This window comes from Paenibacillus macquariensis, from assembly GCF_900156375.1.
Lineage (GTDB): Bacteria > Bacillota > Bacilli > Paenibacillales > Paenibacillaceae > Paenibacillus_AQ > Paenibacillus_AQ macquariensis.
Genome location: NZ_FTNK01000001.1, coordinates 534,726 through 555,803 on the forward strand (window position 1 = coordinate 534,726; position 21,078 = coordinate 555,803).

The 21,078-nt window shown below is 40.6% G+C and carries 22 protein-coding genes and 1 tRNA gene; 6 read left to right on the top strand and 17 right to left on the bottom strand.

Annotated elements, in window-relative coordinates; translation table 11 throughout:
- The first annotated feature begins 86 nt into the window (after positions 1-86).
- Together BW961_RS02450 and BW961_RS02455 are read left to right on the top strand one after the other, a co-directional pair.
- Positions 87-863 (top strand): DeoR/GlpR family DNA-binding transcription regulator, encoded by a 777-nt coding sequence (locus BW961_RS02450; protein WP_068589495.1) that lies wholly within the window; start codon positions 87-89, stop codon positions 861-863.
- Positions 864-966: 103 nt separating this feature from the next.
- Positions 967-1,143, top strand: coding sequence for a YjfB family protein (locus BW961_RS02455; protein WP_076576646.1), 177 nt, complete (start codon positions 967-969; stop codon positions 1,141-1,143).
- Positions 1,144-1,233: 90 nt separating this feature from the next.
- On the opposite strand, the gene BW961_RS02460 is transcribed toward BW961_RS02455, so the two are convergent.
- Positions 1,234-1,455 (bottom strand): DUF5342 family protein, encoded by a 222-nt coding sequence (locus tag BW961_RS02460; RefSeq protein ID WP_068589491.1) that lies wholly within the window; start codon positions 1,453-1,455, stop codon positions 1,234-1,236.
- 511 nt (positions 1,456-1,966) lie between these two features.
- Between BW961_RS02460 and BW961_RS30885 the strand changes: the two genes are divergently transcribed.
- The gene (locus BW961_RS30885) at positions 1,967-2,938 is read left to right on the top strand and encodes a hypothetical protein (protein ID WP_212568128.1); all 972 of its coding nucleotides are present in this window, start codon (positions 1,967-1,969) and stop codon (positions 2,936-2,938) included.
- A 150-nt stretch (positions 2,939-3,088) separates the two neighbouring features.
- Here BW961_RS30885 and BW961_RS02470 read toward each other — a convergent pair whose 3' ends face one another.
- From BW961_RS02470 to BW961_RS29430, 8 genes are all read right to left on the bottom strand, one after another.
- On the bottom strand, positions 3,089-3,562 hold the full coding sequence (locus BW961_RS02470) for a NanQ anomerase/TabA/YiaL family protein (RefSeq protein ID WP_068589485.1): 474 nt from the start codon (positions 3,560-3,562) through the stop codon (positions 3,089-3,091).
- Positions 3,563-3,599: 37 nt separating this feature from the next.
- On the bottom strand, positions 3,600-4,454 hold the full coding sequence (locus tag BW961_RS02475; RefSeq protein WP_068589482.1) for a MurR/RpiR family transcriptional regulator: 855 nt from the start codon (positions 4,452-4,454) through the stop codon (positions 3,600-3,602).
- Between the two features lie 28 nt (positions 4,455-4,482).
- Positions 4,483-5,361: an ROK family protein gene (locus BW961_RS02480; RefSeq protein ID WP_068589479.1), complete on the bottom strand. Its 879-nt coding sequence runs from the start codon at positions 5,359-5,361 to the stop codon at positions 4,483-4,485.
- 51 nt (positions 5,362-5,412) lie between these two features.
- The gene (locus BW961_RS02485; protein ID WP_068589477.1) at positions 5,413-6,102 is read right to left on the bottom strand and encodes an N-acetylmannosamine-6-phosphate 2-epimerase; all 690 of its coding nucleotides are present in this window, start codon (positions 6,100-6,102) and stop codon (positions 5,413-5,415) included.
- Positions 6,103-6,211: 109 nt separating this feature from the next.
- Positions 6,212-6,853 (bottom strand): GDSL-type esterase/lipase family protein, encoded by a 642-nt coding sequence (locus BW961_RS02490; protein WP_068589918.1) that lies wholly within the window; start codon positions 6,851-6,853, stop codon positions 6,212-6,214.
- A 5-nt stretch (positions 6,854-6,858) separates the two neighbouring features.
- The gene (locus tag BW961_RS02495; protein ID WP_068589473.1) at positions 6,859-7,770 is read right to left on the bottom strand and encodes a dihydrodipicolinate synthase family protein; all 912 of its coding nucleotides are present in this window, start codon (positions 7,768-7,770) and stop codon (positions 6,859-6,861) included.
- Positions 7,771-8,016: 246 nt separating this feature from the next.
- A complete protein-coding gene (locus BW961_RS30255; protein ID WP_169810337.1) occupies positions 8,017-8,175 on the bottom strand; it encodes a hypothetical protein in 159 nt (52 codons plus the stop codon).
- 78 nt (positions 8,176-8,253) lie between these two features.
- A complete protein-coding gene (locus BW961_RS29430; RefSeq protein WP_082867610.1) occupies positions 8,254-8,361 on the bottom strand; it encodes a sporulation protein YjcZ in 108 nt (35 codons plus the stop codon).
- Positions 8,362-8,466: 105 nt separating this feature from the next.
- On the opposite strand from BW961_RS29430, the gene BW961_RS02500 reads away from it, so the two are divergent.
- On the top strand, positions 8,467-9,186 hold the full coding sequence (locus BW961_RS02500) for a hypothetical protein (protein WP_068589469.1): 720 nt from the start codon (positions 8,467-8,469) through the stop codon (positions 9,184-9,186).
- A 109-nt stretch (positions 9,187-9,295) separates the two neighbouring features.
- On the opposite strand, the gene BW961_RS29435 is transcribed toward BW961_RS02500, so the two are convergent.
- Both BW961_RS29435 and BW961_RS02505 read right to left on the bottom strand, forming a co-directional pair.
- Positions 9,296-9,391: a sporulation protein YjcZ gene (locus tag BW961_RS29435; protein WP_082867609.1), complete on the bottom strand. Its 96-nt coding sequence runs from the start codon at positions 9,389-9,391 to the stop codon at positions 9,296-9,298.
- A 94-nt stretch (positions 9,392-9,485) separates the two neighbouring features.
- Positions 9,486-9,929, bottom strand: coding sequence for a NucA/NucB deoxyribonuclease domain-containing protein (locus BW961_RS02505; RefSeq protein ID WP_244555840.1), 444 nt, complete (start codon positions 9,927-9,929; stop codon positions 9,486-9,488).
- A gap of 239 nt (positions 9,930-10,168) precedes the next feature.
- Between BW961_RS02505 and BW961_RS02510 the strand changes: the two genes are divergently transcribed.
- Positions 10,169-11,251, top strand: coding sequence for an AI-2E family transporter (locus tag BW961_RS02510; RefSeq protein WP_068589467.1), 1,083 nt, complete (start codon positions 10,169-10,171; stop codon positions 11,249-11,251).
- On the opposite strand, the gene ung is transcribed toward BW961_RS02510, so the two are convergent.
- The 3 genes from ung to BW961_RS02525 all read right to left on the bottom strand — a co-directional run bounded on the left by ung (position 11,206) and on the right by BW961_RS02525 (position 13,978).
- Positions 11,206-11,910: a uracil-DNA glycosylase gene (ung, locus tag BW961_RS02515; RefSeq protein ID WP_068589462.1), complete on the bottom strand. Its 705-nt coding sequence runs from the start codon at positions 11,908-11,910 to the stop codon at positions 11,206-11,208. The genes BW961_RS02510 and ung overlap by 46 nt on opposite strands.
- A 250-nt stretch (positions 11,911-12,160) precedes the next feature.
- Positions 12,161-13,060, bottom strand: a complete 900-nt coding sequence (locus BW961_RS02520; protein ID WP_068589459.1) for a hypothetical protein — start codon at positions 13,058-13,060, stop codon at positions 12,161-12,163.
- 93 nt (positions 13,061-13,153) lie between these two features.
- The gene (locus tag BW961_RS02525) at positions 13,154-13,978 is read right to left on the bottom strand and encodes an AraC family transcriptional regulator (protein ID WP_068589456.1); all 825 of its coding nucleotides are present in this window, start codon (positions 13,976-13,978) and stop codon (positions 13,154-13,156) included.
- 173 nt (positions 13,979-14,151) lie between these two features.
- On the opposite strand from BW961_RS02525, the gene lacZ reads away from it, so the two are divergent.
- On the top strand, positions 14,152-17,262 hold the full coding sequence (gene lacZ, locus BW961_RS02530) for a beta-galactosidase, LacZ type (protein WP_068589453.1): 3,111 nt from the start codon (positions 14,152-14,154) through the stop codon (positions 17,260-17,262).
- A gap of 228 nt (positions 17,263-17,490) precedes the next feature.
- Here the strand turns inward: lacZ and BW961_RS02535 are convergent.
- The 3 genes from BW961_RS02535 to BW961_RS02545 all read right to left on the bottom strand — a co-directional run.
- Positions 17,491-17,576, bottom strand: a tRNA-Leu gene (locus BW961_RS02535).
- Positions 17,577-17,926: 350 nt separating this feature from the next.
- Positions 17,927-19,153 carry a HupE/UreJ family protein gene (locus BW961_RS02540; RefSeq protein WP_082867608.1) on the bottom strand — a complete coding sequence of 409 codons (1,227 nt, stop codon included), beginning with the start codon at positions 19,151-19,153 and terminating at the stop codon, positions 17,927-17,929.
- Positions 19,154-19,236: 83 nt separating this feature from the next.
- The coding region (locus BW961_RS02545) for an S-layer homology domain-containing protein (RefSeq protein WP_170878507.1) at positions 19,237-21,078 on the bottom strand (1,842 nt) is incomplete at its 5' end.

Here is a 21,078-nt window from a genome sequence, read left to right on the forward strand (position 1 = left end):
AAGTCTAATACAGGCTAATAAACTAAGTGAAAACAACAACAAAACACACAAACAACTGAAAAATGCTATAACAGGAGGAATCATTCATGTCCTTAACCTATGAAGAACGTCGACATACGATTCTCGCCCAGCTTGTTATGGACGGAAAGGTGCAGGTGCATGCTCTGGCCGAGTTATTTAATGTATCCACAGAGACCATACGCCGCGACCTGGACCGTCTGGAGAAAGAAGGAAGATTGCGAAAAGTGTACGGAGGAGCAGTACTGATGCGATCAGAGATGATCGAACCGACATTTGTTAAGCGGTCCCAGATGCATCAAAGCGAAAAGAAGGCGATTGGCAAGCTTGCGGCTTCACTTGTCCAGGATGGAGAAACAGTGATACTGGACAATGGTACAACAACGCTAGAAATAATGCGGCAGCTTAAAGACCGTGCTGATGTGACAGTTATTACAAACTCCGTACCTATCTTGACTTGTGCTCTGGAAGAATTCCAAGGTAAAGTTATTTTTGTCGGGGGCGAGGTGAATGCGAGCTATCAGGCTGCCACTGGAGCAATTACTCATCATCTGCTGGAGCAGTTGAAGGTAAATAAGGCTTTTATTTCCGCAGGTGGTGTCTCACTCTCTGATGGCATTACTGAATACAATTTAGACGAGGCTTTACTGTCGCGTAAAATGATGCAGCGAACAGAAGAGTCCATTCTTGTGGTAGATCATTCTAAGTTCGGTGTCACCACATTTGCTCAAATTGCCCCTATCGAACAAATATCCATGATATTATCGGATTCGGGCTGTTCCAAGGAATGGATTGATGCTCTTCAACAGCTTGATGTTGAGATACTTCTAGGCGAGAAGTGCTAGGCTGCATAGATGCTCTTCTATTCTGGTTGAGATGAATCTAATCTATCAATAGCAATTAACCGATAATATTAATGTACTTAATTCAATCGAGGAGGTAGACACCATGGACATCGCTGCACTTTCAATTGGGTTGGCTCAAAGCAACTTAAAACAAGCCGTTGGTATCTCAGTTCTCAATATGTCAAAGGATCAAGCTAGTGGAGATGCTCAAGCTTTAGTTAAAATGTTGGAGCAGAGCGTTCAACCAAATCTAGGCGGAAATATCGACATCAAAGCTTAGGAAGTCCTATTGGGAGTGGTAACCCTTTATCTAAGATCAAAAGAAACATGACGGATACGATACATACGCCATGTTTCTTTTGATGAACCATTATCTTATTTGGCTATCCAATGGTTCACGATGTGCCATGAAATCATGAATAGATTCTTCCATTTGATCTCTATAATGATCTTCCGGTATTGGTCGTAACCAATAGATCTCTCCCCCATCGTAATGACCATTGTAATCAATACCGTCTTTACTTGCAGTAAAATGCCAATGGCTGTTTATCGTGCCTTCTAATGATATTTTCACCCTAAAATCTTCGATCAAGAAATAACCTCCTATATAGATACTTTTCGATTAGGTAATATCTTCCCCACATTGATTGAAAATAATGTACTAGCGACAATAAGTATTAACTGAGCAATGAAGAAGCTGCGAAAAACTCCTTAGATGCAAACGTTTCTTCACACGCAAAAAGGCTCTGCTAGATATATCTAGCAGAGCCTTTTCTATATTATTAATAGGGGATGCCTTTATATTAGATGGTGAACCTTAAAGAGAGATTATATTAAGGTTAGAATATACTAAAAAATGGTGAACTATCTCTTGGTGGATCGTGTCATCTTGGATATCAAACCTTTTCATTTCTATAACGTTTGTATTGTTACAACCTAATAAGCCTTATATCATGGTAATACCTATAAAAAAAGCTAGAAGGGAACTCTCTAATGAAAAATTAGGATTAAATATTCTAATCCTCGGTTTATATGGTTTTCCATTTGTATATTTCTCTATGTATAAAGACTTTTCTAACGGTTCTATGATTGGATATCTATTGATGTTAATCGTTGTTTCAATGGTTGCCTTCTTCGCTACATTCATTATTAGCGTTACCTCTCTTATTATTGGGAATATTGTATCCACCGTACTATCTTATTATTTCATTCACAATATGACAGCCAATGTCCTTTGGGGTAGCTATTTCAGTCCACTGATGCCATCTCAATTATTCATATTGGTTAGTATTCTAATGTTAATCCCTCAGTTAATCGCAATCATATTAGCGCGTATTATTAAAAAGAAACGTCCGACAGTTTTTAGCCGTTGGGTTTACTTACTTATAGTGGTCACTAGCCTGTCTCTACTCCTTTGGCTAGTCAACGTACTTTTCGATAATATTAGGCACCAGCGCATCATGGATGCCGCTGCGCTCAATACTTCTGCTTCTTTTGCTGTACAGGAAGCGATTGAGGTAACTCGAATGTACAAGGAACCGTTTCAGCCTGTATACATAGAACCCGTAAGTAATGGTGTTCTCGTACTACACAGACGTTTCTTCAAAGAGGATGGTTTTGATGTTAACGTCGAGTTCTTACGATGGACATGGCAAGGATGGAAATGGACTTGGGGTGGTTGGTACGAAGGAGGAGTAGGAGTAGAGCCAAATGGTTTATTCGTCGCGTATCTTCAGAATCTCGACGACTATCTACAGACGACCACACCGTTCCCAATACTATTTGGAGCAGTCACCAATAAAGATATAAAGAATCTCCGTATTACAGACGGTGCAAGTTACAATAAAGAGGTCAGTCTGATCATTGATCCTAGAAACCCTAACGACCATCAACGAACTTGGTTCGCCAAAATTCCTAGAGGGGCGGACAAGGAACTTACGATAACTGGGTTCGGGGCAAATGGTGAGAGGATTACGGAAAGAACGCTGATACGCGATGAATTTTTGACCGATGAGGAACAATCTACAGCAGGTACGACATCAAGTATCCTCACAACCGAAAATCAAACCGAATAATTCTATTAGGTAATATGTAACGACATTATGTTCAACTATCTGCTCATCAAGCAGCCGTCTCAAGATGAGACGGCTTTTCTTCTAACCAAAAAACCGACAACGTGTGTTTAACGAGGTCAGCTTTTTCGTCTTAAAGATTATCAATTAATATTATGAATTCAACAATAATCCAACATGAATCTTAATAACGATCTTCTTTATTTTCGCCCCATTGCCCATACCAGGTCTATGAATATCGTGAGGATAAAAGACAGCGAACATTCCAGTCTTCATAGGTATCAATATTTCATCTGCTTGAGGAGCATATAATGCATAATCTGCCTCGCTATCAAAAGGTTTCATAGGTTCCAAAACCTCTCGCAGCGGCGACCAGCCAATGGTCTCTTCTCCATCAATAAGAAAATGAATATCAATATAAGACTCATGTTTCTCAGCAACCTGATCGTCTTGCGTTTTGGACTCGAATTCCATAACCGAAGCGTACATTTCATTGCCACGGATCTCAATTTTTCCTACATCAGGATTATCGTTCACTATTTTCTTCAGTTCCTCAATGGCCTGCACAATAATCGAATGCTCATATTTACAGTGTTCTTCCCACGATGATAATGACCCTACAATCATGTTCTAGTCCCCTATATATACTCACATCTATATTAGCTTACAGCAACTTCTCACTCACTGCCGTAGCTGTACTTTCCTTATTCACAATGGATTGCTCATTGGTTCTTTTGAAATATTCAACATATAACACATCCAGCAAGTAAAGTTGAGAAATCTTCGCAGATAGGGATCCACCTTGTAGCGGACCTTCATTTGCTCCGCAAAGCAAAGTGAGATCTGAGTAAGATGTTAACGGGGATTTCACAAATCTAGTGATCGATATGACAGTTGCCCCACGTTCCTTCGCCTTTCTAGCCACTTCAATGGAATCCTTCGTTGAACCAGAATATGAGATGATCACAGCAACATCACGTTTGGTCATAAGCGCCGCGGACATCATCTGAAGATGTGAATCCATAGAACATTCTGTCTTGTTCGTAATTCGCATAAATTTAATTTTGGCTTCCATCGCGGTTATTAAAGAAGAACCAACGCCAAAGAATTGTACACGTTCCGCTTCGATTAAATAGTCTATAGCTTTATCAATTGATTCTACGTCTAATAGATTATTCGTCTCGTTCAACGCACTTATATTGGTTGATAGCACCTTAGAAGCCACTTGTGCTATCGTATCATTCATTAGAATTTGGTCCGTCAATTGAGGTATTTCATTCTCCACTGCAATACTATGGGCAAGTGCAATCTTGAACTCCTGATATCCTTTATAACTCAATGATTTACAAAATCGAAATATACTTGATTCACCTACGCCACATTCATCCGCAAGGTCAGTAATCGACATGTACACTACGCTTTTAGTATTTTCCAAGACATAGTCCGCTACCTTTTTCTCCGTGTTCGTCAAGTTGTTATACTTAGAATGAATAGAAGAAAAAATACTGATCGTACGCACACTACCCCTCCTTTCATTATTTGGAAATTTATCGTAAATATAAAGATGCTGCTCCTAGTACACCTGCTTTATTCCCCAAAGAAGCCTTAAGAATCTGCACATTCGAAAAACTTGGCATGATTAATTCCTTAGTCCTTGCCTCTACGAGTTGAACTAAGTGATCTTGTTCCATCACGCCGCCTCCTACAATAATAGCAGCAGGATTAAAGATATGAATACACGAAGCTAAGCCAGCAGATACTTCATCAACCCATGAATGTAGCATACGTTCAAGTTCTTCGTCTCCATGGCTTAATTTCTCAAATATCACTTTCCCGTTTACACATGCTGGATCTATCTGAGTTGCCATCTTTACCAAGGCAGTCGTTGAAGCATATGTCTCATAAAAAGATTGTCTTCCCCCATCCATTGATTCCGATAACGAATGAGTAAAGATATGGCCAAACTCAGCCGCCACACCATTTGCCCCTTTATATAACTGACGATTGATGACGATTGCACCACCGATCCCCGTACCAAAAGTCAGACATAAGAAATCATTAAATGATTTGGCTGCACCAAAGTGTGTTTCCCCTAACGCAGCCGAGTTCACATCATTTTCTACCTTAACAGGTTTATTAAATTGATTAGCAACGATATCCCTGATCTTCATGCCAGTATACATAGGTATATTTTCATTAGCAAACACGATGTATCCTTCTTCTGAGTTCACTTGTCCCGCCGTACTGATGGCAATCGCATCAAAGTCATCGTACTCACCTATTGTATCAAGTAATCTTTGAATGACATGCGGGCCACCCTTATCACTCTCTGTCGCATACTCTTTAAATTGCTCGATATTCCCTAGCTCATCACATATGCAAATCTTGGTGTTTGTTCCTCCAATATCTGCCGCTACGATCTTCATATCCCCTTCGACCCTTCCTAATATATCAGAGATAAGAACTTATCCATATCATTATTGAATAGCCTTCATAAATCTTTGGGTAATCTCCATCGGTCTTGTGATCGCAGATCCTACAACGGATGAATACACGCCTAAATCGAACATTCTCTTCAATTCTTCAGGAGTTGAGACCCCACCTTCTGCAATGACAGGCATCGAGATCGTATTCACGAGCTTCTCTACCATTTCAAAGTCTGGTAGAATTTTACCACGCGTAGCTTCCGTAAAACCACTTAATGTTGTCCCAATGCAATCAAATCCAAGTTCAACTGCCTTGAGCGCTTCCTCATACGTTGAACAATCTGCCATGAATAGTTGATCTTTGTAGGCTTCTCTTAGACGTGGGAATAGTTCAGAAATCGTGGTACCATCCGGTCTTATTCGGTCCGTCGCATCCATCGCAATGATATCAACACCTTCACGATAAAGATCGTCTACTTCCTTCAAAGTTGGTGTGATAAACACATCCGAACCTTCATATACCCTCTTGATGATTCCTATGATTGGTAGATCAACCACAGTCTTAATTTCTTTGATATCTTCTACACTATTCGCTCGAATGCCCGAAGCTCCGCCCAGGTACGCAGCATAAGCCATCCTACCCATAATAAATGGACTGTGCAATGGTTCTTCAGGTAAGGCCTGACAAGAGACGACCAACTTACCTTTTATCTTGTTAAGGACATTATTATCTGTATTCATCAGTACCATCTCCACACTTTTATTGGTTTTACTCTTTAACTGCTCCAGCTATTACCTAATCCAGACCCATCACTTGTGTTTGCTGCTTTATTGCTGTGTCTCACTTCCTTTAATTAACAATATTCTTGATATGCTGAAACACAAGTTCTGCCATTTGCCGATGCCCTTCTGCATCCAGATGCATGTAGTCGATCTCATTCATACCTACATGTTCTCTCGAATCAACATAATGAATGTCTGTGCCTTTAAGTAACGTCCCAAGATGCTCTGATAATTCCATTGATTTCTCACTGCAATGGATTCCCATCGGTCTGCCGATTGAAGTATGGATATACTTCTCTCCAATCGGAGGTGGAGCAATGACAAGAACTTCTGGTTCTTTCCCATCTATTCCTGAAGCACTTCCACGAGCTTTGACCGCGAGTCTAACAATGCCTTGAGCAATATTGTAAGAAGTCATTCCAAAGCGATCTTTGGTGTCATTTGTTCCGAGCATGATAACGACCAAATTTAGCGGCGAATGTGACATTAGACAAGGGTAGATATAGGATAGACCCGATAAGCCTTCGAATAATGGATCCTCGCAGACGCTCGTTCTTCCACAAAGCCCTTCTTCAATCACTCGGTAAGAGTTACCCAGATTGGTATCTAATCGACCTGTCCAACGCCTAGATTCATCAAACCTAGCATCGGTCTCCGCGTTGTATCCCCACGTATTGGAGTCCCCAAAACATACAATTGTTTTTGTCATAGCCATTACCCGCAATAACGTTCGATAGCCTGATCAATCAACTTCATGATGTCTTCGATTGGGGCAATATCTTCGTTCGTTATTCCTTCAAGAGGTGCTCTTACACTACCAACATTTACGCCTCTTCTGTTCAAGACTTCCTTAATTGCTGCATACATGGAGCCTTGCAACGAACAAAGTGCAATGATGATATCATTAATATCACTTTGGATTAGTCTTGCTTCATTGAAATTTCCCGCCTTAACGAATTCATTTGCCTGCAAGAACAACTCTGGCATCACAGCATATGTGCCACCGATTCCTGCGTCTGCCCCCATGATTCTTCCTGATACAAACTGTTCATCTGGACCGTTAAAGACAATTACATCGTCTCCACCGACTTTTTTGAAACGCTCAATATCCATCGTTGGCATGGATGAATTCTTAACTCCAATCACTTTTTTATTAGCAAGAAGCTTCTCAAACATCGATGGAGTTAATGTGTAACCCGTCGTCTGTGGAATGTTATAAATAATGAAATCTAGAGGAGTTGCTTCCATAATATCCGTCCAATATTTATATACAGCGCTTTCAGGCAATTTGAAATAAATAGGTGGAATAGCCGATAAGGCATCATATCCTAATGTTGCTGCATGTTTAGCTAATTCAATACTATCTCTTGTTGAAGGTGCTCCTACATGGGCAATCAATGTCATTTTTCCTTTTAACTGATCAGCTACATAACTTAGTACAGCTTTACGTTCTTCTAAGTTTTGATAAATGCACTCACCAGAACTCCCTCCAACATAAACACCTTGAACCCCTTTATCGAACAAATAATTACACAAATCTTTCGTTCGAGCTTCCGAGATGTTCCCTTGGTCATCATAGCAGGCATAGAAGGCTGGCAGTATTCCGTGAAACTTTTCAAATGTCATGTTTATGTTCCCCCATTTGGTTTATTTACCCAACTCTTTTACCTCTACAAAATATCACGAAATAATATTTATGTAAATTATTTTCTTCATTTTTATTTAAATAAAAATTATTTCCACCAATTCCGATAATGAATGACGCAAAATTCCATAGTTAAGGTAGCAAGACAAAGAAATGACTACAAGGAGTTGATATTAAAAAAGACTCTGCCAATGGCAGAGCCTTTTCATACACCCAGTATTCTTAAATTACACCCAAAGTGCTTTAGTGATAATAACTAACAGTATAAACAATACTAGAATAGCACCTGTAGATCCACCAAGACCATATCCTCCGATAGGACCACATCCTGTTGCGATCGGCGCAATGTTATTTCCACAACCATATCCTCCTAATACTTCACCCATGATTAATTCCTCCTTTATTTGTGTACACCGTAGTCTATGTTGAAGACTGAAAATGGGATGGGCTTTCTGGTAAAGAAATTAAATCCATAATGCTTTAGTTATGATAACCAACAATATAAACAAGACTAAAATGGCACCTGTGTTATTGAACATTCCAACGCCATATCCTCCTAATACTTCACTCATTTGTAGCGCCTCCTTTTTTCATAAAGATACATTCCATATTATGTATAATAGAGAATAAGGTAAGGGCTTCTCGGCAACAAATAAAATTAGGGAGGACTACATTAAATGAAAAAAATGGTTGTCATCACAGGCTTATCGGCAGTTATGTTATTAGGTGCTTCAGTAGGCGCTTATGCTGCTTCCAACGTGCAAGAAATTAAGGCATATTTAAGTCGTACAACAAAAGTTAAATTGGATAATGGCGATGTACGAGTTAGCCTGAGTCAACCTATACAGACAATCATCTACAAAGGAAGTCTTTATATTCCACTAAGAACGGTAGAACAGTACACCGACGTATCCGCAACTTGGAGTTCAAAAGATCAGACATTATCGTTTGTTAGCAGTCCTTATAGAACCTTCACAGCAGAGGAAATGTTATCGATTAATACATATGGATATTCGTTGAAAGTGCCCAAGTCCTTGGATAATATCGAATATACCGTGCAATCTGATGATATAGTTCAGTCCTCCATCCAAAAGGGTATCAGGGACAAGCGAGTGAAGTCCGTTATTAACATTCGCTACTACGCTCAAGAAGAGGAAATCCATGTACGACATGATGATATTGCTTCGATTGAAATCTTCAAGATAAATGATTGGAATGATCTACAACACACTAATTATCCAGGTATACTTTTAGCACAAAATAAAAATTGGGCATTCATTGTGAAGACCCCTTCTGAATCCGTTCTTCCTAAAGGGACATTAGATCATTCTGATTACACCGCTTCCGCTCAAATCATCAAGAATCATAGTTATTATTTATATCCATCCACCAAGTAAAGCTATGTACAATAGACAAGGCATTCTACGTCATATCGAAGAAAAAACAGGCTGCCCTTATGAGGGTAGCCTGTTTTGCTAATTCACTTTAAAGGGAAATCTCCATTAATTAAAGAATAAATGTTTTAGAAATGATAACCAATAAGATAAACAATACTAAAATTGCAGCAGTTGATGTTCCAATTCCTCCAACAAAACCTCCCATTTGCAATTCCTCCTTTTTCTGATTATACAGTAGCTTATGTTTGGAATTGATTATGGCAAGGGCATTCTGGTAAACAAATGAATTCTTTAACTTGTTATGGGAATATGAATTCAACGCGACTTCCATCTGGATAATCCTCAAGCTGATTCCCAACCCAGCTTCCTGCTCCCCTGTTGTCTTTCGGACTTATGTATTCAATATCCGCGTTAACCCCACCTTCGGTACACATAGCCATTGGCCACTCATCCCGGTCGAATCCTTTCTTTGTCGGAATTCCCTTTAAGGATTCACTACGGTTATCCTCAGCTCCTGCTCGATCAATCGTACAAATAGCGGAGTGTCCACTTTTGATCGCATTTTGAATATGCTTAGCTGTTTCTGGATAACGCTCCGCAGGGAATACTAACGAATAATCAGCCTTTGTACTAGATTCCACAGGGTCTGTCTTGCTAGATAAATCGATGTCAAAATAATACGCTCCTAAAGCTACTATCACTACTAGAATAAGACTAAATATGGATCGTTTGAGCTTCTTCAACTTACATTCTCCTCCTATGTTAAAATCCATTTCTGTAGTGTTGAAATATATCATATTTCGCGAAATCTTGCTATTGAAAAAAGAGAAAATAACATAAAAAACCTCCAACACCACTTTAATGCGGAATTGAAAGTTATCGTTATGAATAGGCTCTAAAATGAATCACTAAGCTCTGTTTTGGTTAAAAAGAAATGATAGGCGTTAACGTTTGCGTTTATACATAGGTTGGAGGGATTACCATGAATCATAGTAAATATTTTCGAACGTGTTTAAGTATTATTGCTACCATGCTTATCATTTATTTAGCCTTCAAATTAAGCTTTATTCTACTTCCCGTGCTATATGTCTTAAATCTATTGCTCATTCCATTCGTACTCTCTGGATTCTTGTTCTATTTATTACGTCCCATCATTAACTTTTTACAAAAGAAAAATATCCATCGAGGCGTATCCGTTATTCTTATATACTTTGTATTTGCAGGGTTATTATTTGTGTTCTCCATCCTTGTGTGGCCTACGCTTCGAGATCAAGTATTAACATTCGTTGATAATGCGCCTCACTTAGTGACAGATCTACAGAAACAACTACAGCATTATCAGATGAGCAGCTTTATGTCCAAGGTCATCCCTTCTGAATCTGAACTCTATTCTCGATTAACAGACTACTTGAACCGTCTAGTTTCTTTGGTTACGAATTCCATATCTAACTTTGTCGGTGTAATCTCTAATGTAGTGATCATCCTTGCGACAATCCCCATTATCCTATACTACATGCTCAAAGAAGGAAGTAAAATCCCACACAAGTTTCTTCATTTCATTCCAAGACAATATCGTAGGGAAAGCAAAGAAATGTTGCATGAGATTGATACCGCTCTAAGTCAATTTATTGTGGGACGTGTGCTCATCAATCTGATATTGGGTGTCATGATGTACATCGGGTTCTTAATTATTGACCTTCCTTATGCTTTACTACTGTCTTTGATCTCTGCTGCACTGAATCTCATTCCATATGTGGGTGCTTTAATCGCAACCATTCCAGTCGTGATTGTTGCCCTGACAGTTTCTCCATCTATGGCCATATGGTCCGTAATTATCATTGTTATTGCCCAGCAAATTCAAGATAATATATTATCACCGATTATTTATGGCAAACAGCTTGATATCCATCCATTAACGACGGTCATTCTGTTGCTGATTGGTGCCGAGTTTTTCGGAATTATGGGTGTCATTCTCGCTATACCCGCATACATGATTATGAAGATCATCTTTGTTCACATCTACAGATTGTTTTTCTCTGATAAAATCGAGGATATTGTAGATTGAGGAATAGCCCAATCGATCGGCTCCCTACCCATTGATTCTAAATAAGCATTCGTTTGCGAGAATGGCTTGCTTCCAAGAAATCCACGATACGCCGCTAATGGGCTTGGATGACTGGATTGAATGACTTTGTGTTTATCCATATCTATAAGAGAGGTTTTCTTCTGTGCGTGACTTCCCCATAGTATAAATACAAGTCGATTATCCCGTTCATTTAATTTCTGTATAATGGTATCCGTGAATGCTTCCCATCCCATTCCCTCGTGTGAGGCAGGCTGAGCCTCCTGGACTGTAAGGACCGTATTAAGCATAAGCACACCTTCCCTAGCCCAGTGCTTTAGAGAGCCATGATTCGGGATATCTACCGATAGATCCGAGTTTAATTCTTTATAAATATTCCTAAGTGAAGGGGGTATTCGCACTCCCTGCGCAACGGAGAAACTGAGTCCATGAGCCTGTCCCGCACCATGGTAAGGGTCCTGTCCCAATATTACAGCTTTCGTTGCTGTAAATGATGTCAGCCTGAGCGCTTCGTAAATACATTCCTTAGGTGGAAATATGTTGTATTGATCGTATTCATTAGCAATTTTTTGCTGCAAGTCAATGAAATAAGGACTACTCATTTCAGCTTGTAATACATCATCCCAATCATTACCGAACATCTTATTCAACCCTCTCTAAAGATATATAATCATAAAAAATAAGCCTACTCCATAATGTGGAGTAGGCTTATTCTCTTCCATACTTCAATCATGCTACCGAGACGAAAAATCTACCCCGTACGGTAGTCACCCACCCATGAGTATAGTTGCTTTCGCTATTATATCAATAGCAGTAAATAAGTCAAGGAAAGAGAGATTCTAGAACCCCTGATAACCCTTAGGATTTTCATTAACATCTCAGGTGTGCAATTTATTGAACCGCCGTTTCGCTAAGTACGTGAACGATAAACTCCATCGCCTTTTGCTTTTTCTCATCTGCCGCCAAGACACCGACTATCATTTTTAGAGAATTAATAGGCAGACCCGAAGCGAATGATGTGTCCGTAATGTCTATGCCAACGACCACATCCTGTCCGCTCCCCTCGTCCTTCAAACTTTTCAGTCGTATATCATCGGAAGCAAGTTTCCCGTCCGAAACAATCTCCTCCAGACTCTGGAGTCCCTTCTGCTGCCCGATCCAAGCCAGAGTAACTTCATCCATAATGAGAATGTCCGGCGTATTAGCCGCCAGTTCCACTACGGCCCGTTGGATATAAGTCATATCCAATGTATCCACGCTATTTCCTGTCGATGGAAGGTTCACAATACTAGCTTCTACCCTTTTCCAAGCTGGGTACTGCTTAACAATCGCCTTATTTAGCTCATCATTATCGTTTTTCGGATCCTTTGATGCAAAATTACCTAGGAACATGATTTTCGCATCCACTGGAGGTAAAGAAGCTAAATATTTTTTTTCCTGCCCATTTTTGTAAAGAGCATTCCCACCAACAACGAGAACAATCAATACGATGATGGAAATCACGGTATGTATTTTATACAATCTAAAAAAGCTCTCTACTCTACGCGCAGCGTTGGCTTGTCTACCCCATTTCGCGAACCTTCGGTCCTCAGCCTCCATAATCTCTCGTTGATCTAATTCATCTAAGATGAATTTGAAAGCACGAAATTCCTCTTCATATGTTGTATCACGCTCGTCGGAATTAGAGCGCTGCCGTTTCAAGAGCAGGTTAAACCTCCTGTCCAGTTCTTCACGTCTAATATCTTCAGGCAAATCCAAATATTCATATGCTTGCGTCAGCTTCTCATTCAAATTTAAACATATCCTTCCTGATGCTCGTCGTTGTTTTAATTATAGATGAGAACTACAAAGGAATATATATAAATATCATTATATTAATATAATCTACCTCCCCCAACCGTGTAGCATCTTAAATTCTTCCGGTTTCAATCCAGTAACCCGTTTAAACACTGCGCAAAAATAACTTGCATTATCAAAGCCAACCAATTGTGCGATCTCATACATTTTTTTCTCCCGATCATCAAACATCAATTGCTTACTCCGATTAATCCGCTGCTTATTAATATAGGTTACAGGCCGATCATGAAGCGTTCTTTGAAAAAGACGGCATAAATACTGCGGAGATACGGAAGCTACCTCAGCCAACTCCTTTAATGGCAATGCACGGTGTAGGTTCCGTTCAATATGTTGCAGAACAGATTTAATGCGCTCCATTTCAAAATCTTCATTTAAGGGCGACACAAGGTTTAGTTTCATATCTAGAAGCAGCGCGTATAGCAATTTAGATAGCTCAAGATTGGCCCCTAGTTCATTGTGATTCATCATGGTAAGCATTTCCCTTAAAGGACTCAACAATTTACCTTCTCTTAATCTTGAGGGCCCTGATTTGCGGATTCCTGCGTACTGCAACATTTGACCGGCTTCTCTTCCATTGAATGAAATCCATGATAACTTCCACTCACGGCTGATCGGCGTGTACGAGTGGGGAATATCTGGATATAAAAAGAATACATCACCTGGGCCTACAATATAACGTTCCTCGTTAACTATCAGTTCGCCCTTGCCTTCGAGAACCTGATGGAGTTGATAATCCGGAAATCCGGCAGGACGCACCGTTTCGTTTTGATGCTCCCAGTATCCGATTGTTGTTGCGTAAAGTGGTAATACAACCGTTTCTTCCATCTGGCAAAAAATCATTTTGCTCTTCATGCTGGTTCACCTATTTCATATTTTTTATGATCGTAAGAGTTCAACATAACAAAGATCTAATATTGTTTCATATTTTGTTATACAGAAAGAAAATTATATTATATCACGTAATATCTTCATAAATTATAATATGAATATAGTAATACCATTTAACTTATGAAGGAGATCTACTTATGCGACCAAAGTTAGTCTATCAGCCGCCTGCAAACGGCTATCCGGAATGGAATAACAATCCCGAAATTTTCCAACTAAACCGGATGGATGCTCATGTCTCCATGATACCTTATACTACCGTATCGCAAGCACTTAATGGAGATAAGGAAGCATCCCCCTACTACCAGACCCTTAACGGCACCTGGAATTTTAATTTCTCCGAAACCCCGGCTCAACGTTGTACGGATTTCTATAAAGCGGATTACGATTACAGTAGTTGGGATGAAATTCCCGTTCCATCCCACTGGCAGTTCCATGGCTATGATTATCCGCAATATACAAATGTGCGTTACCCTTGGTCAGAATCTGAGCCTGATTTGAAACCGCCCTTTGCTCCAACTATCTATAATCCGGTAGGATCTTACATACGAACGTTCACTGTGCCGGAATCATGGAATGGCCAACCTGTATACCTTAGCTTTCAGGGCGTTGAATCTGCTTTCTATGTATGGCTGAATGGAGAACTGGTTGGTTATAGCGAAGACACTTTCACGCCCTCAGAGTTCGATATCACTGCATACTTACGCCAAGGAGAAAACAAGCTCGCTGTTGAGGTATATCGTTGGTGCGATGCTAGTTGGCTTGAGGATCAAGATTTTTGGCGCCTTAGCGGCATTTTTCGCGAGGTCTATCTGTATACAGCCCCTTGCGTTCATATAGCCGATTTTTGCGTCCGCACCGATCTGGATGAAAATTTCGTAAATGCTGAACTAAATGTAGATATACAAGTTGAAAATTACTTTGACCGAGAATTCAACCATGGTTCATTGCAAATGGAGCTCTACGATAACAATGATCAGGCCATTTGGGAGACCCCTATATCCGCGATCACTCGCTTTGAAGAAGCAGATGTTCAACGTTTCAATCTTTCGGTACATGTCGATCAACCTCATAAATGGAGCGCCGAGACACCTTATCTTTACACGTTGATCCTCTCCATAAAAGACGATCAAGATATTATCCAAGAAAGCGTCAGCTGTAAGGTTGGATTTCGTTCATTTGAAATTAAAAATGGGCTCATGAGAATCAATGGTAAAAGAGTCGTACTCAAAGGTGTAAATCGGCACGAATTCTCTTGTGACACAGGTCGCGCGCTAGCAAAAGCCGATATGCTACGAGACATTCAACTGATGAAAGCCCATAATATCAATGCCGTTCGGACGTCCCATTACCCAAATCAGTCCATTTGGTATGAGCTATGCGACGAATATGGAATATATGTCATAGATGAAACAAATCTAGAGACACATGGTACATGGCAGCAGTATGGGCAGAAAGGAGTACCTGAAGGGAACATACCCGGTAGTAAACCGGAATGGCGAGCAAATGTGATCGACCGCTGTAATTCCATGCTACAACGAGACAAGAATCATCCATCCGTAGTCATATGGTCACTGGGTAACGAATCATACGGCGGAGATAACTTTATCGCGATGCATGACTACCTTAGGCAGGCTGATTCAACTCGACCGGTTCATTATGAAGGAATCTTTCACTGTAGAGAGTCTGAAGCTGCGAGCGACATAGAGTCTACCATGTATGTGAAACCTGCCGATATTGAACATTATGCGCGAAACCATCCGCAAAAGCCTTATATCATCTGTGAATTCGGTCACGCCATGGGTAATTCCTGTGGTGGGCTACACTTGTACTGTGACTTATTCGACAAGTACGATGTTTTTCAAGGAGCATTCATTTGGGATTGGGTTGATCAGGCCATCCGGACTAAAACATCAGATGGTATTGAATATCTAGCTTATGGCGGTGACTTCGGTGAATCGCCACATGACGGGAACTTCAGCGGTAATGGACTACTTTTTGCTGACCGTACCGTTACTCCCAAGTTGTTTGAGGTCAAAAAATGTTATCAAAACATAAAAATAACCGCCATAAATATCCATAAGGGCCTTTTTCTAATTCGAAATAATTTCTTATTTACAAATATAGAAGAGTACAGTCTTAAATGGGAGATTTGTTTAGACGGTGAAAAGTCGCAAGAAGGAGTGTTGCGGGTCTCTGTTGAGCCAGGCGAAAGCCTTGAATGTGAAGTTCCATACGAATTGGATTCCTTGATAAGTGATAAAGAAGTCGTGCTGACTCTATCATTTATTCAGCATTCAGAAACTTCTTGGTCTGATGCAAACCACGAGATCGCTTGGGAACAGTTCATTCTATCCCCCCGCATGATCAAGCGTGAGCCGACTGTCTTAGCACCTCTCCACGTTACCGAACTTGAGAGCGCATTAACCATACAGAGTGGCAATTTCAGTACGACTTTTAATACAACAACTGGAGATCTAATTTCTTACTGCTCTTCCGGTAAAGAACGTCTACTGGAACCCGTAAGACCCAACTTCTGGAGAGCGGTTACGGACAATGATCTTGGTAATGGATTACAGAAACGTTGTGCGGTGTGGAAAGAAGTTTCTAATGAACGGAGTCTGCTCAACTTCTCATATAGAATCGAAAAAGATCTTTGTTTCGTATCCACTACCTACCTCCTTGCCACGAATCCAGATTCAACATTGCTGGTTGATTATGAGATTCGTTCCGACGGTTCCATAGAGATCATGCAAGAACTGAACCCTGGAGGTAGCGGCCTACCGGAAATCCCCGAGTTCGGGATGATGTTCGTACTTGATCGAAGTCTAGATAACATCTCATGGTACGGTCGTGGACCGCATGAGAATTATTGGGACAGACAAACGGGTGCGCCTCTCGGACGCTATACTGGCAATGTTAGTGAACAATTCATTCCTTATCTCAGACCTCAGGAGTGCGGAAATAAGACAGATGTAAGAACTGCTTCTATTACGGACGTACATGGCTCGGGACTCCGCTTTGAAAGTTCCACACCGATGGAGATTAATGCCCTTCCTTGGACGCCTGATGAACTGGAAGCGAGCGATCATGTATATAAATTGCCAGCTTCAGAAAAAAGTGTACTGAGAGTAAACTATAAGCAAATGGGCGTTGGTGGAGACGACAGCTGGGGAGCAAGAACTCACGAACAATATACGCTGATAGCTAACCGTCCATATTCATTCCGATTTACTCTCTCCTCACTCTAATTTCATATCATGACAGACAATGTTGTCATAATAATTTATACTCTCCAAAATAAAAGCGCCTCCACCGCGAACTGTGGGGCGCCTTGCGAATATCTTGTGTGTTAAAAATATGTGAAATTTAACACTGCAGAATTCCTTATTTTCACGCTCGAATTTCGACGATTACGGACATGTATTGCAAGAGCCCAACGTTTTATTAACGTTGGGCTCTTGCAGTTGTTTCTATGATGCCGAGGACGGGGGTCGAACCCGTACGGTAGTCACCTACCGCAGGATTTTAAGTCCTGTGCGTCTGCCTGTTCCGCCACCCCGGCATAATTATAAGGTGAGTATTTGATAAACTAAATTATGACAACAAAAAATAATATATCATAATTATTTAATGCTGACAATCTTTTTGGTGAAAAGGAGAGCGTGCAAACCCTGCTTGCAACGATGAAGAAGCACAGAAACAAGACGATCAAGAATGCATGGTCTAGGATTTGGATTACTTTCGCTCGCCCCTCATCTATTGAAGCAATCCACAATGAACCAGAAATCCAAAATAGCAGGTCAAGGATAACTCCCTTGACCTGCTATTATTAGTGAATCATTCTCTTTTCCAGAAAGTCAGGTGTCTCATCAGAAGATTAATCTACTTTGGGACTGCCCCTTACATATCTTATTAAGCCATTAATGTTCGTTCTACCAGCCACATTCCGCCAAGTAGCAGTGCAATTGCTGATCCAACAATGACTGTCATCTTCCCATATTTCCAACGATGCATCAGTCCTAATAGCGGCAGCAACAGCAATACCAGTGCTACCTGCACTACTTCAATTCCGAGATTGAAGCTGATCAGGTCCACACCTAACTGTTTTTTTGGAATATCCATCGCTACCAATATATCTGCAAATCCCATGCCATGGATCAAACCAAAAATAAACGTTAGAATCCAGCGGCGACTCACTTTTTTCCGAACCATATTATCGATGGCAACATAGCAAATGCTTAGAGCGATCGCAGGTTCAACAAAAGTAGCGGGGACATTGATCCATCCCAAAACACTTAATGTGAGGGTGATACTATGTGCCACTGTAAATGCAGTAATCATCAGAGCATGCTGTTTGAACGTTTGCCTTGCTAACAACAAAGAGAACAGAAACAACAAATGGTCGTAGCCCGTGAGGATATGATTCATTCCTAGTTTGAAAAATGAATACCATCCGGACATGTCTCCACTATTCACACTGTCATCTCCTACTGGTGAAGTAGCCTGTGAATCTGGCGCATTATTCTGAACGTTTACACCTATATCTTCCTGAAGACCTGCGTAATCCCCTTCAGACAGCTGCATTGTCCACATGCGATTTGTTCCTGATAAAGCAGATGTGCTTTTCTCGACTCCATAATTAATCGTCAGCAGATCCACATAGTTTGTTTTAGCATCATTTTTATATAACTGATCCTGAAATGAAACGGGTTCCGACGCACTTACAGGTGGGTACGCTGCTCTCATAATAACCTTCGTCGCATCACCTTCCCGGTCGATCTCCAAGCTCTTCAATTCATTCCATTCATGGGCTTGTCCACCTGTTTTGAAAGTAAGGTTTTCCTTTAATATTTGCTCCAGATTGCCTTTAATGGCATTGAACTCTTCCTGTTCCAGCATTCCATTACCACTAACATCACCACCTGTTAACTCAATTACAGAAAGCTCGTCTAGTGTAAATACCATATCTGTCTGTAATTTCGTCAAATTTAAAGTGGTATAGCTAGCACTATATGCATGGGCAGATGCTTTACCTAATAAAGGAGTAGAGAACATTAAGATGATACCCATTAAAACACTAATTGTTCTTATCGTTTTATTTAAGGACAGTAACCTACTTGCGCTCGCTCTTATTAACATGATGTGGTTGTTCCCTCCAAATTATAAGATACAGGATGCCTTCTCGAAGAAATGGCATCCTGATCTGTTTTACACAAGCATTACTATTTCATTAAATTATAAATCGCTTGAGCCGCTTCAGCCCGTGTGGTTAACCCTTTAGGCGCAAATGTATTTGCCGATCTGCCTTGGATTAATCCCTGTGAGACAGCTTTGTTAACATAATCAGTTGCCCAAGGAGCAACTTGATTCATATCACTGAATGAAGAAGTATTAGAAACTACGATCTTCTTATCATTCATCATTTCATAGGCTTTCACCATCATCGAAACCATTTCTTGACGTGTGATCAAGCCTTGTGGATCGAATTCAGATTCATTTTTCCCCTTAACAATTCCAACTTCGTATGCGATAGAAACAGGCTCTGCATACCACGCACTAACGGCTACATCGTTAAAACGATGATCGCTTGTTTTAGAGAGCTTCAACGCATTCACAAGGATTGAGGTAAACTCAGCCCGAGTAATATTGCGAATTGGTTCAAATGAAGTTTCGCTTGTACCCTGAATGATCTTCTTCTGAGCAAGTTCTTGAATGACAGTAAACGCCCAATGCGATGTTGGAACATCACTAAACAATTTGGTCACCTCAAGTACAGCATACTTGCTAAAATGGCTAATTTCGGCGATAAACTCTCCATTACTATATTTTCCGCCAATATACTCTAATTGGCCTTGGTCTGAAATGTAATAGATTGCTGCACGCTGTGGATTAATGCTAGCATCCACTTTCAAATGTAAGGTCATCGGCTTATCAAATGTTTTGAGTTCCTGAGTCTTACCATTTGTCGAGGATACCAACAATATAAATTCATACACATTTCCTGAAATTTTGATCGTTTGCTGATTTTGCCCTGAACCGATGATTTTTTGTGCATCCGAATCTGACAAAGGTCGAACAACTAAAGATATAACACTGTTCTTACGTTCTTCAGCCGTCAGCTTATTCATGAGCTGTACTAAAAGCTCTGAAGGAACTTGTAGAGTGTATGTTCCTGCCTTCACTTCCAGGTTGTTCTGACCTAATAATGCCACTACATTCGTTGGTAACTGTAGATTAGTCATTTGGTCTTGCATTTGAATTGTTGTTACTCCATCAGACTTACCTTTGATCAACTCATCAACCGATACCAATTGTGTACCCGGGCTAGGTTTCGTTCCAGTATTGCTGCCGCTTGAAGAGTTATCTTTTGACCCACTATCAGATGGACCAGGAGATACCGATCCCCCACCGTTTGAACCACCTGTTTCTGGTTCTCTTGTTACCGTTACGGATGCCATTGCAGTGAAGCCACCATCCGTAGTCGTAGCCGTAATCGTCGTGTTACCTACACCAACAGCCATAACTGTACCCGTAGTGTCAACGATTACTGCATCTACGTTACTAGATGTCCAACGAACCTCTTTAAGGCTAGCATCAGCAGGTGCAATGTTAGCCTTAAATTGATAACTGCTTCCTTTTTTCAGATCTAAAGATGTCGTATTCAGAGTGACTCCCGTAACTTGTACAGGGTCTACACCGCCTGGTTCATCAGCAGTAACATTAACGACTGCGGTTGTTGTAAATCCACCATCCACAGTCGTTACAGTAATCTGAGTTATTCCTTCTGTGAGAGCTGTAATCGTACCCGTATCACTCACTTGTGCGACAGTTTCATCACTAGTGGCCCAGGTAACGTCTTTATTTGCTGCATCAACTGGAGCAATTGTTGCTGTCAATCGTGCCGTTTCACCGACTTTGAGATCCACCTTTGTATGATCCAGCGTTATTCCTGTAACAAGGACTGGGTTGTCTCCACCCGTGTCTGCGGCTGTTACATTTACGTTTGCCGTTGCCTTAAATGCTCCATCCACTGTCGTTACAGTAATCTGAGCTGTTCCTTCTGC